This window comes from Microvirga lupini, assembly GCF_014191055.1.
Classification (GTDB): domain Bacteria; phylum Pseudomonadota; class Alphaproteobacteria; order Rhizobiales; family Beijerinckiaceae; genus Microvirga; species Microvirga lupini_A.
Map to the genome: position 1 here is coordinate 91891 of NZ_JACHWB010000005.1, position 13705 is coordinate 105595.

Consider the following 13705-nt stretch of genomic DNA (forward strand, 5'->3'; position numbering starts at 1 on the left):
GAAGGATCGGGTCGGGACGGGAGTTCCGCCCGGACGGGAAGCACCTTGGCCTTCCGCGCACGGCTTTTCGACCCTGAGCCTCGCGCTCCGGCGGGATCAGGGACGGCACCCTCAGACCCGCTTCACGGCGCCTCTCGTGCGCAGCCCTTGATGAAGATCCTCGGGCTGGCGAGGCTTGGAAGGCGTGCGCATGGCCCTGCCCGAACAGCCGCCATGAACCTCATCCTCCACTCAGGGCCCTGGCATACGGGACCAGCGTCTTGTCCCGCAGCGGCCAGAACCGCATCCCGCCTCCACAACCGACGCCTCGGGCGCGTCCCCGTGAGACAGGACACCCAAGATATGGCTCAGCTTAGGAGAATTGTCAAGAACAAATAGTGAACATTAGATTCTTTAATTTATCATTGAGAGGAAAGGTCCCGATTGAGAGCAGCCACAATCTTTTCTGAAATCTCGACATGGATTTCCTCTCGTGACCGCTTACCGCCATCTCGGCAGATCACATCCTCATCGCCCCCTTCTTCCTTAAGGAGCGCAGGCCCTGCCGATGTACAGAGGCTGAATGCGCTGAAGGCGACGGCGTCTGCCACTGTGTCGTAGCTGGCGCTGGGGATATTCCTGCCTAAGCCCCGAGCCTCAAGGGCTGGGGGGATCTGACCGGGCTGTCCGAGATTGATGATGTGAACCGGGACCCTGATCCCCGCCAAACTCTCAGGGGCAAAGCTCTTGCTCAGTTCCGGGTCGACTGCGACAACGGCCTTGACGCGCCGATCCTGATGAGAGCGAGTGAGGTTTGCAGTTTCGATCCTTTTCAGATCAACGCCGTTCTTGGCAAACCAAGCGCAATCCACTCCTGCATCCGGCAAATCGCATGACTGCTTGTAGCTTGCCGCATCAAGACGGGCTCCTGTGAGTGCCAGTACGGATGTTCCACCAAGGAAGAATCCGACAGCAGCCACCTTTTCCGGAATGATTCGTGAAGAGAGCGCAGGATCGTTCTCAATGGTAGTCAGTGCTGCCGAGAGATCGGCGGGGCGCAACCAGATTTCCTGAACAGCCGCCTGTGCATCCCGGGGGCCAAGTTTCGGAGGCCGCGTCACACCCACAATGTACCCGCGAGCCGCGAGAGATGCGGCGATCCAACCCTCGTGGTTGGGGGCCGCGCGAAAGCCCCCATGAGCCAGCAGGATGACGGGATAGCGGCCTTCGGCAACAGAAGCATTCCGCAGGCCGGATGTTCCCTTGAAGATCTTGCCCTCTCCAACAGTCTGAGGCGTACCCGCCGATGCGGTGGGATACCAGACCGTCAACTCTATTGCTTGTCCGCGAGGGGAAGCCTGAGTGACCATCGAGCGAAAGCCGACTGCATTTTCAGCCGCAACATTGGTCGTGCCGACAATCGCATGAAACAGGACTGCGGCAGTCCAAATCCGGCTACGCATCATGGCTTCCCCTTCAACCCCAATACATACGTGATAACATACACTTTTGTAGCTTCGCAGTCACGTCTCCAAGAAGCGGTTACAAGCAATGTCATGAGCACTTGGCAAGCCCCGCCGAGCCATTGCGGCGCTATTGGCCAACCCTACCCCACCAGCCTCCGATACAGATGCCACGTGATATGCCCGAGCACCGGCAGGACCACGACGAGGCCCAAGAAAGCGGGCAGCGCCGCCGTGAACAGCATCAGCACGACGAAAGCCGCCCAGCCCAGCATGGCGGCCGGGTTGCTCACCACGGCGCGGACGCTGGTGATCATGGCGGAAATGAAATCCACCTCCCGGTCGAGGAGCAGCGGGAAGGACACGACCGTGAGCGAGAACGTGACGGTGGCCAGCACCGCCCCGACGATATGGCCGACCGCCAGGAAGGCCAGGCCTTCGGGCGTGGTGAAGAGAACGCCCGGGAAGCCTCCCGCGGGCATGCCGTGGAGGCCGAAGAACAGGGCGATCAGCAGCCGCACCTGATACATCCAGATGATGAACAGGAAGATGGTCACGAAGGCCATCCAGGAGATCTCCTTGCCGCCCTGCGCCCAGATCGCCCGGAACACGCCGGACCAGGATGGAACCTGCCCCTGCTCCCGGAGGCGGCTGACCTCGTAGAGCCCGACCGCCACGAAGGGCCCGACCAGCACGAAGCCGGCGGCAAGCGGATAGACGAGATAGAGCAGGTCCCACAGGAAGGCGCAGGCCAGAATGACGATACCGCCGAGGGCATAGACGCCCCCAAAAAACAGCCCGAAGGCCGGATAGGCCTGGAAGTCCCTGAGGCCCGCCGACAGGGCATCGACGATGTCGGCGCGCCCGATCCGGCGGATCACCGGCTCCTGGCGAGCCAAGGGGACGGTGGTGCGGGTGTCCTCGCTCATGCGACTGTCCCTTCCTGAACCGATCTTCGGCACCCTGAAATCATAGTTTCAGCAAGCGGTAGCGGCCATTCAGGAAGAATCCTTAGTCTTTCCCAGGGTGTTCGCCGCCCTCACCCCCAGCGCTTGGCCATCCAGATGCGGTCGTGGCCGGGCGGGCGGTCCTTCAGGCGGCCGATCTCGGCATAACCCTGCTTTTGGTAGAACCCCTCCGCCTGGAAAGTTGACGTGGTCAGGTGCGCCCCGATGGCGCCATGCATCCGGGCAGCCTCCTCGGCCATGTCGAGCAGGCGTGAGCCGTAGCCCTGCCCGCGCAGGTCCTCGTCGACCCAGAAATGGTCCACCTGCAGCCAGCACAGGGCGACGGCACCACGGATGCCGCCGCGCACCCGGCTCTCGTCGTCCCGCAGAAGCAGGGTGAGAGGGATCAGAGGCAGAGGGCCGGTCTTCTCGATCACGTGAGCCCGCAGGCCGGCCGTGACGTCGTCCGCGCCGGGCGGGCTGGCTTCTTCGAGAACCTCGATCTGCATCCGGTTGCCTTCGCATTGAGTGCCGTTGGAGGTCATTGCCTCTACCCGCAACACCGGCTCCCACGAGGCCCAGTCAGATCTTGCGTGATGGTGCATTGCGAGGCGGGGCCGCCTGCACAGGCTGCCGTGCAGTTATCGACGAACGCCTCCAGGCTGCTTTCGAGAGCGCGAAGCTCGATCAGTTTCCGCCGAACCTCGGCGAGATGCGCCTGGGCGAGATCGCGGGTCTCGTTGCAGTCGCGATCCGGATCCTGGGCCAGGGAGACGAGGGTTCGCACTTGCTCGACGGAGAATCCGAAATCGCGGCAGCGGCGAATGAACGTCAACTGCCGCAGGTCGTCTTCGGAATAAAAACGATGTCCTCCCGGCCGACGACGGGCTGGCGGCAGCAGGCCGATCTCCTCGTAGTACCGGATAGTCGGGACATTGCATCCCGTCTGCTCGGCCAAGGCACCGATGGTCAGAGCTCGTGAACACATATTCGTGTACTCGGAAAGTATGGGCTTGAACCTCAAGTTACTTGAGGTCGCATCCTCCAGCAACTCTGTCACTTGGATGTTGCGAGGATTGCGTGAAAACCACCTACAAACTTCTTGGACTCGGTGCTGCCTGCGTCGCCTGCTGCTCGTTGCCTGCCATCGGAACCCTGATGGTCGGCCTCGGCCTCGGCGGTCTCAGCGCGACATCGCTCGGTTGGGGGATCGGGTTTGCGTTCCTGGCCGGCACGGGTGTCGCTCTCTTGATGATGAACCGCAAGCGTCGGGCACCCGCATGCGAAACCACCGGAGCCGGGTGCGGCTGCGCCGGAACGAAGTCTGCCTCATCGCCGTCGTGACGGAAGGCGGTTCATGAGCATGCCTGAAGCCAGACCCATCGCCCAACGGGTCGCACGCCTCTGAAGCGGGATGGTGCAAACGGCCAAGATAGTGGATGGTCGCGCCATGACGACCATTCTTGCCTATTCGTTGGCCGCCCTGGCGGAGATTGCAGGCTGCTTTGCATTCTGGGCTTGGCTGCGCCTGGACAGATCCCTCCTGTGGCTCATCCCGGGAGGGCTCTCGCTGGCCCTGTTTGCGTATTTGTTGACCCTTGTTGAAGCCGGCGCCGCCGGCCGAGCCTACGCTGCCTATGGGGGCGTCTACATCGTCGCCTCGCTCCTTTGGCTGTGGACCGTCGAGGGAATACGCCCAGACCGGTGGGATCTCACGGGAGGTGCCATCTGCCTCATGGGAGCGGCCCTCATTCTGCTTGGACCGCGGGCCTAGAGCATCGAACGCAAAAGTGAACACCGGTTTTGCGTGAAAAGATGCGTCGAACCAAAAACTTAAAGCATCGGACGTGAATTCGAACTCACGTCCGATGCTTTAGAATTCGCGTCGTTTTCGCTCCTGAAAAGGCGGCAAAATCCTTGCGGAACAAAGGGTGAAACCCCATATTCTGCCTATGGTTACCACCCTTGCGACATCCCTGTTGAGGCCGGCCCGGAACGCTCCTGTCGAGGAGCGGATCGAGGGCAATTGGCACGTCTATCCGCTGGAGGGCGCGCTGGAGCTCGACTATGTGGATCAGGCCGGCAATGCGACCCGGCGCTGGGTGCTGGCGCGCGAGCTGAAGGTGGGTCCGGGCAAGATGCTTCTGGGCGGAATCGACATCCTCACCGAGGACGGCTATCGCGGCTTCCGGGTCGACCGCATCCAGCGCCTGGAGGATGCCGAGACCGGCCTCGTGGTCGAGCACAACATTCTCGACTGGCTCATGAAGCTTGCCGAGCGGCAGGCCCGGGCACGCCGGAAACATCTCGCCCGCCTGCAGCCCGGCGCTTAGCCCTCGTCTGCGGCAGAACAGCCGAACCGGCCCTCTCGACTGTCCCGTCCCTTGTGTCACCCCGGCCTTTCTGCAACATAGTGTCATAATAATGTTGCGTTGGGGGTTGGGGTGGCCCAGCAATCCTTGTTCCGGCCAAAGGCCGTGGTGGCGGCCACGGGCGAGCACTCGTCCGTGTCGCTGCCGGTTGCGCCCCTGTCCTGGCGGCTGCTCGGCGGCTTCATTCTCGCCTGTGTGGCCGTCGTGGTCTTCTTCCTCGGCACGGCCGAATATGCCCGCAAGGAAACGGCCGGCGGCTCTCTCGTGGCAGCGGGCGGCGCGGTGCGGGTCAGTGCGCTCCGCGGTGGCGTGGTGACGGAGCTTAAGGTGAAGGAAGGCGACCGGGTCACTGCCGGCCAGCCGCTCTTCACGGTGGCCTCGCGCCAGGGACTCGAGGTCGGCGGCACCCTGGATGCGGCGGTCCTCGCCTCCCTCGATACGCAGATTCAGGTGCTGAAGGATCAGATCGCGGCCGATCCGGCCCGCATGGACAACGAGATCCGGCGTCTTGACTCCGCCATCGCCTCCGTGACGGCCGAGCGGGACGCCCTCGCGGCCCAGCGCACGCTCATGATCGAACGCATCCGGGTGACGGAGGAGCGCCGCCACACCATCGCGCGGCTGAACGAGCAGGGCCATACGACACGCGCCGCCCTGCAGGAGCAGGACGAGGTTCTGCTCGCCCGCCGGCAGAACATGGCCGAGATAGACCGGGAGCTCGCGGAGGCCGAGAAAAACTTGAGCCAGACGCAGCTCCAGCGCGAGCAATTGCCGGTGCAGCAGGCCGAGCGACTGGCGGGCTTACGCCTCAACCTCGCCGACCGGGAACGGCAGCGGGCCGAGGTTCAGGCGCAAGGCGCGCAGGTGATCACCGCGCCTCTCGGCGGGCGCGTCACGGCCCTGCAGGCCGCGACGGGACAGATCGTCGATCCCAACAAGCCCTTGATGACCCTCCTGCCCGATGGCGCCAGCCTGCGGGCGGAACTCTTTGTCCCGAGCCGGGCCATCGGCTTCGTCGAGCCCGGTCAGCGGGTGCGCCTGATGGTCGATGCCTTTCCCTATCAGCGCTTCGGCACGCTGGGCGGCTCCGTCGAGACCGTGTCGCAGGCCGTTCTCTCGCCCAATGACGTGATCGGGAAAGTCAGCCTCTCCGAACCCGCCTATCGCGTCACCGTGCGCCTCGACCGGCAGGTCATCGACGCCTTCGGGCGCGAGGTGCCGCTGCAGCCGGACATGAGCCTCAAGGCCGATATCGTGCTCGAGGGCCGCTCCCTCGTCGCCTGGCTGTTCGAGCCGCTCATCAGCGTCAGGGGACGGATGTGAAGCTTTTCGCTCGTCTCGATTATTTCGGCGCCCCTCGCCTGCCGGCGATCATGCAGTCGGAAGCGGCCGAATGCGGGCTTGCCTGCCTCGCCATGGTGGCGACCTATCACGGGCGCGACGTCGATCTCACGGCCCTGCGCCGCCTGTTTTCAATCTCGCTCAAAGGCGTCACGCTCAAGGACGTGCTCCTCATGGGCCAGCGCCTGGGCATGAGCGGCCGGGGCCTGCGGCTTGAGCCGGAGCAGCTGAGAGACATCAAGCTGCCCTGCATCCTGCATTGGGACATGAACCACTTCGTGGTGCTCAAAGAGGTCGGCGTCCGGAAGGTGACGATCCACGATCCGGCTGTGGGCGTGCGCACGCTGAGCCTCGACGAGGTCGGGCACCATTTCACCGGCATCGCCCTTGAGCTGACGCCGACGCAATCCTTCGAGCGCAAGAAGGAAATCTCGCGGCTCGGCCTCTCGGCCCTCTGGGGTCGGATGCGCGGGATCAAGCGGGCGCTGGCTCAGGCGCTCGTTCTCTCCACCGTGCTGCAGTTCGCCGTGCTGGCGGCGCCCTTCTACATGCAGCTTGCCGTCGACGAGGCGGTGATGAAGGGCGACAGCGGCTTGCTGACGGCGCTCGCGCTCGGCTTCGGCCTGCTCATGCTGATCCATATCGGGGCCGATTGGCTGCGGTCGCACGTGCTGCTTTTCTTAAGCGGCGCGCTCAATTTCCAGATGGGGGCCAATCTCTTCCATCATCTCGTGCGCCTGCCGCTCGCCTGGTTCGAGAAGCGCCATATCGGCGACCTCGTCTCGCGCTTCCGCTCGGCGGAGCCGATCCAGCGGCTGATCTCGGAAGGCCTCGTCGCTGCCCTCGTCGATGGGGTGATGGCAACGCTCACCCTCGCGATGATCCTGATCTACAGCCCCAAGCTGTCGGGCATCGTGTTCGCGGCGCTGGCCCTTTATGCGCTTCTGCGCTTCGCCCTCTACCGATCGCTGCGCCAGCGGCAGGAGGAGATGATCGAGGCGGCAGCCAAGGAGCAGACCACCTTCATCGAGACCGCACGCGCCATCCAGAGCATCAAGATCTTCGGGCGGGAATCCGACCGGGAGGCCGTGTGGCAGAACCGCTATGCCGCTTCGATCAGCCGCTCCATCCGCCAGGGCCGCTTCACTATCGGCTTCAAGACGGCGAACGACCTGATCTATGGCCTCGAGAACGTGCTCGTGGTCTGGCTCGGCGCCAAGGCCATCATGGCGAACGACATGACCATCGGCATGCTCTACGCGTTCATGGCCTACAAAGAGCAGTTCCTGTCCAAGGCCACCAACCTGATCGAGACCGGCATCCAATACCGCATGCTCGACCTCCATCTCGATCGCCTCTCCGACATTGCCCTGACCGAGCGTGAGGGAGACCTGCACGGCGACAGCCTCGTGGCGCGGCCGGTTGCTGGAGCGGTGGAATTGAGGAACGTGAGCTTCCGCTATGCCGATACCGAGCCCGACGTGCTCTCGGGTGCGGATCTCAAGGTCGAGGCCGGCGAATTCGTGGCCATCACCGGGCCGTCCGGCGGCGGCAAGACCACGCTTCTCAAGATCATGCTCGGGCTGTTCAAGCCGCGCGACGGCGCGGTGCTCATCGATGGCACGCCCATCGCGCATTTCGGCATCCAGGGTTTCCGCCAGCAGATCGGCGTGGTGATGCAGGACGACCAGCTTCTGTCCGGATCCATTGCGGAGAATATCTGCTTCTTCGATGCAAGGATCGATCTCGACTGGATGCGGGAATGTGCACGGATTGCGGGCGTCGACGACGAGATCATGGCCATGCCCATGAACTACAACACGCTGATCGGCGACATGGGCACCACCCTGTCGGGCGGGCAGCGCCAGCGGGTGCTCCTCGCCCGCGCCCTCTACCGTCGCCCACGCATGCTCTTCATGGACGAGGGCACGTCGAGCCTCGACCTCGACAAGGAGCGGGAGGTGAACCGGGCGCTGGCCGAGTTGAAGATTACCCGCATCGTCATCGCCCACCGGCCGGAGACGATCCGCGCCGCGGACCGGATCGTGGTGCTGCGCGAGGGCCGGGTCTCCCCGCCCATGGACGGCGACGCGCTCGCCTTCGCCGAGGCGGCCCGCCAGGGCCTCGGCCGGACCTGACGTAGAAAAGGGCGCGACCGTGTGATCGCGCCCTCTTGCCTGACAGTCCGGGCGTGTGAGCGCCCGACGCGATCAGCAATCGGTTTGATAGACGATGATCCGGCGACCGCCCGCGACGCCGGCGAGTTCCTTCTCGCTCAGCTCGACGACGGCCTTGATGGCCTTCTTATCCGTCTTGGTCTGCGTCTTCTTCATGAAGACCTCCCCCACCGTTGAGGTGTTGTTAGGCACCAAACCCTGGCTCAGCGGCCAGTGATACAAAGTAACAAAGCTCCGGCTACGTAAGTCAATCGGTAATGTTTTACCTTATCTTAGGGCCGTTGGCGGATATCCTGACAGCGGACTCGCGGGCTTTTTCCCAATGGGTTATGAACGCTTCATGGACCTGATCACCTCCACCGACGCCCTGGCCGCCGCCTGCGACCGCCTCAGCCAGCACCCGTTCGTCACCGTCGACACGGAATTCCTGCGCGAGACCACCTATTACCCGAAGCTCTGCCTGATCCAGATGGCGGGTCCTGATCCGGCCGATGCCGTGCTGATCGACCCGCTCGCCGAGGGCATGAGCCTCGAGCCGTTCATGGCCCTCATGGCGAACCGGAATGTCGTGAAGGTCTTCCATTCCGCCCGGCAGGACCTGGAGATCGTCTGGAATCTCGGGGGCATCGTGCCCGAGCCCCTGTTCGACACCCAGGTTGCCGCCATGGTCTGCGGCTACGGGGACTCGGTGTCCTACGAGCAGCTGACCAACGATCTCGCCAAGGCGAAGATCGACAAGTCCTCCCGCTTCACCGACTGGTCGCGCCGCCCCTTGAGCGACGCCCAGCTCACCTATGCCCTGTCCGACGTTACCCATCTGGTGAAGGTCTACGAGGCGCTGGTCAGCCAGCTGCAGGCGAACGGCCGGCTCGAATGGCTCGGCGAGGAGATGGCGATCCTCACCTCGCCCGAGACCTATCAGGCTGATCCCGACAATGCCTGGCGCCGCCTCGCCGGCCGCCTGCGCAAGCAGCGGGAGATCGCCGTGCTCATGGAGGTTGCCTCCTGGCGCGAGCGCGAGGCGCAGAACCGCGACGTGCCACGCGGGCGCATCCTCAAGGATGACGCCGTCATCGACATCGCCACCTCGGCGCCGCGCAGCGTGGAGGCGCTTGGACGCCTGCGCACGATTCCCAACGGGTTCGAGCGCTCCCGCACCGGCGGCGAAATTCTGGAGGCCGTGGAGCGGGCGCTCGCCCGCGATCCCGCCACGATCCCGATGCCGGAGCGCAGTCGCGGCCGCAGCAACACCGGTTCCGTGGTCGACCTGCTGAAGGTCCTGCTGAAAGCGGTGGCCGAGCAGGAGGGCGTCGCGCCGAAGATCATCGCCACGGTCGAAGAGCTGGAAGCCATCGCCGACAGCGACAATGCCGACGTCCCCTCCCTCCACGGCTGGCGCCGCAAGCTTTTCGGCGAGAAAGCCCTGGCGCTCAAGAACGGCCAGCTCGGGCTGGTGCTGGAGCGCGGACGGGTGAAGCTCAGGGAGATTGGAGCCGCTTGAGCTGACGATCGTCAGCTCAAGCCAAAGCCTCCTACACGGCCGGCTACGCCGAGCCCCCTGCCACCATGCAATAAGGCGGCCCAAGCCGCCTTATTGTTCATCTCATTGCCGCCGAACACGGCAGGTCTGCGCATCAGATCACGAAGATATCGAGATGGGAGAGGGCCAGGCCCTTTTTGACCTGGGCGAACTCGATCGCCTTGCCTTTGCCCGATCCGTCGGCATCGTAGGACAGCACACCGGTCTTCTTGTTGTAGACGACGTAGTCGTTCTTATCGCTGGCCTTGGTGCCGGTGGCGAAGAAGTCCTTCTTCAGCGTGCCGGTCTTCTTCAGCTTCGTGAAGATCTTGTTCTCCAGCCGGATCGTGTCGTCCTTCGCCGAGAAATCGGCAATGGTGTCGAAATTGACCTTCCGATCAGTCGTAGAGGTCCCAAGCTTCGTGTCGAACACGAAGCTGTCCTTGCCCTTGCTGCCCGAGAGCAGATCGTTGCCGGAGCCGCCATGGAGCTTGTCGTCGCCCGACCCGCCATAAAGCTTGTCGTTGCCGTCCAGCCCCTTGAGGGTGTCCTTGCCCACATTGCCCTTCAGGGTGTTGGCGGCGCTGGAACCGGTGAGGCTGTAGGACTTCCGGCTCGAGACGTTGGCGAACAGAACCTCCTCCACCTCCGCGCCGACATCGAGCTGATAGCTGGTGCCGGTCACGACGACCTTGTCATAGCCGCCGCCTGCGGTCTCAACCACCTGATCGCGTCCGATGACATGATAAGTGTCATTGCCGCCGGAGCCCTGCAGCACCGCCGAGCCGTTGCCGTAAAAGGTGTCATTGTGGCGCGAGCCGATCAGGCGCTCGATGGATGAGTACACGTCGCCTGCCGCATCGCCGCCCGTGCCACCCTGCATGCTAGCCACAACTCCCGACGCGGCATGAGCGAAAGTGACCGTGTCGAAGCCATCGCCGCCTGCGATGCCATCCGCCCCGCCCCCGCCTTCGATCAGGTCGTTTCCTCCACCGGCATCGAAGACATCGCCAAAACCTGTCCCGATCCAGTCATTGCTGAGCGCCAGCTTTTGTGCAGTGAGCGTCCTGGACGAGAGCTCAATGCCCGCCTCGCGCGGATCGATGATCTTCACACGGATCGTCGGCTCGCCGTCATGCCACCAGCTGACCGCCACGCGGCCATCCTCCAGGGTCGTGATGCTCGGCATCCTGCCATTGTTCCATCCGTCAGGAGCGTGGATGGTGATGGCGCTACCGTCCGCCGTCCCGTCTGCTTTGTAAGCCTGGCTCTTCACCTTGTACCCAGGCGCACCGTTGTCGAGCTGGCCGAAATCGGCCCAGGTGACCATAAAGCGACCGTCCTTGAGAGCGGTCACCACCGGGTCAATTTCCACACCGGCCGGAGGGGTGATCTCGAAGGCAGTTGTCCGCTGCGAACCGTCGCTGTTGAACACACGAGCCCAGATGCCGTACTCATGGACAGGTGTGCTTCCTTCATCCAGTTTCCACGTTACGACGAAACCGCCATCCTCCAGTTTCGCGATCTGCGGATCGATCTGAACGGTATTCTCGCTGTCTGGGCGTATGTCGCCTATGATGAGATCGACGATCTTGCTTCCATCGGCGTCGATGATCCGCCCAGCTAACTTCACGGCATTGGTAACCGTCCCCTCGGTCCAGAGGATCACGGAGGATCCGTCATCCAAACCCTGAATAACGGGCTTTGCTGTCTGATAGGCCTGGGTCTGCCCGAGAGACGCTACCGGGCCAACACGGACACCATTGCTGTCGTAACGTGCAAGCCACATCTCGACGTAATCTTCATTCTCCGGAGGCTGATGGTCCCGCCATGTAATAGCGAACCCGCCATCGCTGAGTGTCGTGATCCCCGGCTGAACCAAAGCATGGGCTGACGGAATGCTGATCCCATCGTTGACCTGGAACTCAGTGCCTATCTTATTGCCATCGACGCTGAAGAGCTGCCCCCAGATATCGGCATTCTCGCTGTTGTCCAAATAGGCTCTTTGATCCGTCCAGACGGCCACGAACCGGCCGTCGGCCAGAGCTGTGATGTTCGGGAATTGCTGCTCACCTACCGAAGTTGTGTTGAGGGTGAACTGGCTGCCTCGGAGCGAGCCGTCTGCGTTTAGGATCTGCGCACGGACTTCCTGCGCGTCGTTATCGACCCAGGCCACCACGAAACGGCCGTCGGCCAAAGCCGTGATGTGCGGTTCATCGTTATCTCCGAGGCCGTTTACGTAGATGTCCGCGCCCCAGAATGCAGAAGTTCCCATTATGTTTATCCCTGTTGGTGATTCGATTACTGACTGCCTATAACAGGACGGCGAAGAAATGCTTTATCGTTTAAGCATACCTTCTTTGGTCAGACATAGTTTCCTTAGGGAATGTTGCATGTGCGCTACGGCACCTTGGCTGTAACATCAGCGTCTTGAGGGACTGTATTCAGAACGAAAAGGCGTAGCTGGTCAGATCGTCAGCCCAGGAGATGCGGCCAACGACGGATATGCAGCCCCGAGAAACGCTGCTCACCTCATCTCGAGATGGGTGGGGATGGCGCTAAAGCAGTCCCTTCAGCCGCAGCAGGCCCAAGGCTGCGACAGTCGCCGCGTCCTTGATCACCCCTTCGGCAATCATCGTGAGCACGCTCTCGACCGGAAATGCGCGGCTCACCATGTCCTGCTCGGACGGCTCGCGCTGCGCTTCACCCGCCTGAAGCCCGTGAGCGAGATAGATGTGGTATCCTTGAGTCGAGTGGCCGTAACACTCGAACAGATGGCCCACATGGGTCATGGTAGTGGCCGTCAGCCCCGTCTCTTCGCGCAGCTCGGCTCGTGCGAGTTCCAGCGGATCGGTGCCGGGCGCATCCTCCCATGAGCCTTGCGGCAATTCCCAATAGCGACCCTGCACGGGATAGCGATACTGCTCCACCAGATGGATCAGGCCATTGTGGAGGGGAACGATAACGGCGAAATCCGTCTTCTCAACCACGCCGTAGATACCGGGCGAGCCGTCCGGCCGCTCGATGGTATCCTCTCGGACTCGCATCCAACGGTTCTCGTAGACGACACGGCTCGAAAGCGTCTTGATGTCAGGACGGGTGAGCTTCGTCATACCGGCTATGCCTCACAGAAGCCGCGTGGAAGTCCTGTTCCCCGTCATGCCCGTACTTGTTCCGGGCATCCACGTCTTGAGGCCGATAAATGTGTGGATGGGCGCTACAAGCGTGCCCATGAGGTGAAAGCAGGCTCTTACCGCCCGAAGATGCCTTTGAAGAACTGGGCCAGCTTGTTGTGCTTCTTCTTGCGGTCCACGTCGGCCTGGCTCTTCACCCAGGCGATCTGGACCACCCGGCGCTCGCCGGCGAAGGGCAGATGGCCATGCCAGGAATTGTCGGAGCGCAGGAAGGCGAACATGGTGCCCATGGTGGGCGGCACTTCGAGCTTGTACTTGTCGTAGTTCTTCTCGTCGTAGAGAACGCGCAGGCGACCGCCTTCGTCCTGCTGCCATTCGTCATTCATGTAGACCAGCATGGTCATGACCTTGGACGGGCCATCCGTGTGGATCGAGCCGTATTTCGGCTGCGACTTCCTCATGATGGTGGTCAGGCGCGGATATTGGTGGAGATCCAGGCCGAACTTCCTGGACAGCTCCTCCGTCAGTTCGGGGCCTTCGAGCTCCTCGATGAGCTGCTTGAAGCGGCCATGGAGCTTGACCTCGTCGACGGTCAGGTAACCCGGCTTGTTGATGTCCGGAAAATCACGACGCAGGTCGTCGATGACGTCCGCCTTCAGGAGATTGGAAGCGAGAAGATAATCGTAAGGCTCCGAGGAGCGTTCTGCATTTCTTACGGCCGCGAGATCAATCAGCTGCATGGGCATCCCCAGGTGGTTGGGCACCTCTATGCC

The 13705-nt window shown here is 62.7% G+C and carries 14 protein-coding genes; 6 read left to right on the forward strand and 8 right to left on the reverse strand.

Features of this window, described 5'->3' with window-relative positions:
- Nucleotides 1-401 precede the first annotated feature (401 nt).
- The 4 genes from FHR70_RS17905 to FHR70_RS17920 all read right to left on the reverse strand — a co-directional run bounded on the left by FHR70_RS17905 (nt 402) and on the right by FHR70_RS17920 (nt 3377).
- On the reverse strand, nt 402-1445 hold the full coding sequence (locus FHR70_RS17905; RefSeq protein WP_183452694.1) for an alpha/beta hydrolase family protein: 1044 nt from the start codon (nt 1443-1445) through the stop codon (nt 402-404).
- Nucleotides 1446-1585: 140 nt separating this feature from the next.
- A complete protein-coding gene (locus FHR70_RS17910; protein ID WP_183452696.1) occupies nt 1586-2371 on the reverse strand; it encodes a DUF2189 domain-containing protein in 786 nt (261 codons plus the stop codon).
- Between the two features lie 110 nt (nt 2372-2481).
- Entirely contained in the window at nt 2482-2934 is a 453-nt protein-coding gene (locus FHR70_RS17915; protein ID WP_183452698.1) for a GNAT family N-acetyltransferase, read from the reverse strand.
- A gap of 5 nt (nt 2935-2939) precedes the next feature.
- Nucleotides 2940-3377, reverse strand: a complete 438-nt coding sequence (locus FHR70_RS17920) for a MerR family transcriptional regulator (RefSeq protein WP_183452700.1) — start codon at nt 3375-3377, stop codon at nt 2940-2942.
- Between the two features lie 92 nt (nt 3378-3469).
- On the opposite strand from FHR70_RS17920, the gene FHR70_RS17925 reads away from it, so the two are divergent.
- The 5 genes from FHR70_RS17925 (at nt 3470) to FHR70_RS17945 (ending at nt 8240) form a co-directional block, all read left to right on the forward strand.
- Entirely contained in the window at nt 3470-3733 is a 264-nt protein-coding gene (locus FHR70_RS17925) for a hypothetical protein (protein WP_183452702.1), read from the forward strand.
- 106 nt (nt 3734-3839) lie between these two features.
- Complete coding sequence (locus tag FHR70_RS17930; protein ID WP_183452705.1) at nt 3840-4163, forward strand: YnfA family protein; 324 nt, start codon at nt 3840-3842, stop codon at nt 4161-4163.
- A gap of 157 nt (nt 4164-4320) precedes the next feature.
- Nucleotides 4321-4722 (forward strand): hypothetical protein, encoded by a 402-nt coding sequence (locus tag FHR70_RS17935; RefSeq protein ID WP_343058842.1) that lies wholly within the window; start codon nt 4321-4323, stop codon nt 4720-4722.
- Between the two features lie 111 nt (nt 4723-4833).
- A complete protein-coding gene (locus FHR70_RS17940; RefSeq protein WP_183452707.1) occupies nt 4834-6084 on the forward strand; it encodes a beta-barrel domain-containing protein in 1251 nt (416 codons plus the stop codon).
- A complete protein-coding gene (locus tag FHR70_RS17945; protein WP_210277693.1) occupies nt 6081-8240 on the forward strand; it encodes an ABC transporter transmembrane domain-containing protein in 2160 nt (719 codons plus the stop codon). The genes FHR70_RS17940 and FHR70_RS17945 overlap by 4 nt, the downstream gene beginning before the upstream one ends.
- Before the next feature lie 72 nt (nt 8241-8312).
- Here the strand turns inward: FHR70_RS17945 and FHR70_RS24380 are convergent, their stop codons facing one another.
- On the reverse strand, nt 8313-8435 hold the full coding sequence (locus FHR70_RS24380) for a hypothetical protein (RefSeq protein WP_281381376.1): 123 nt from the start codon (nt 8433-8435) through the stop codon (nt 8313-8315).
- Nucleotides 8436-8619: 184 nt separating this feature from the next.
- Here FHR70_RS24380 and rnd point away from each other — a divergent pair, with 184 nt between their 5' ends.
- Entirely contained in the window at nt 8620-9780 is a 1161-nt protein-coding gene (gene rnd / locus FHR70_RS17950; RefSeq protein WP_183452708.1) for a ribonuclease D, read from the forward strand.
- 133 nt (nt 9781-9913) lie between these two features.
- Here rnd and FHR70_RS17955 read toward each other — a convergent pair whose 3' ends face one another.
- From FHR70_RS17955 to FHR70_RS17965, 3 genes are all read right to left on the reverse strand, one after another.
- Nucleotides 9914-12073, reverse strand: a complete 2160-nt coding sequence (locus tag FHR70_RS17955) for a calcium-binding protein (RefSeq protein WP_183452711.1) — start codon at nt 12071-12073, stop codon at nt 9914-9916.
- Between the two features lie 283 nt (nt 12074-12356).
- The gene (locus FHR70_RS17960; RefSeq protein ID WP_246408266.1) at nt 12357-12911 is read right to left on the reverse strand and encodes an NUDIX domain-containing protein; all 555 of its coding nucleotides are present in this window, start codon (nt 12909-12911) and stop codon (nt 12357-12359) included.
- A 137-nt stretch (nt 12912-13048) separates the two neighbouring features.
- A complete protein-coding gene (locus tag FHR70_RS17965) occupies nt 13049-13672 on the reverse strand; it encodes a 2OG-Fe(II) oxygenase (protein ID WP_183452713.1) in 624 nt (207 codons plus the stop codon).
- Between the last annotated feature and the right edge of the window lie 33 nt (nt 13673-13705).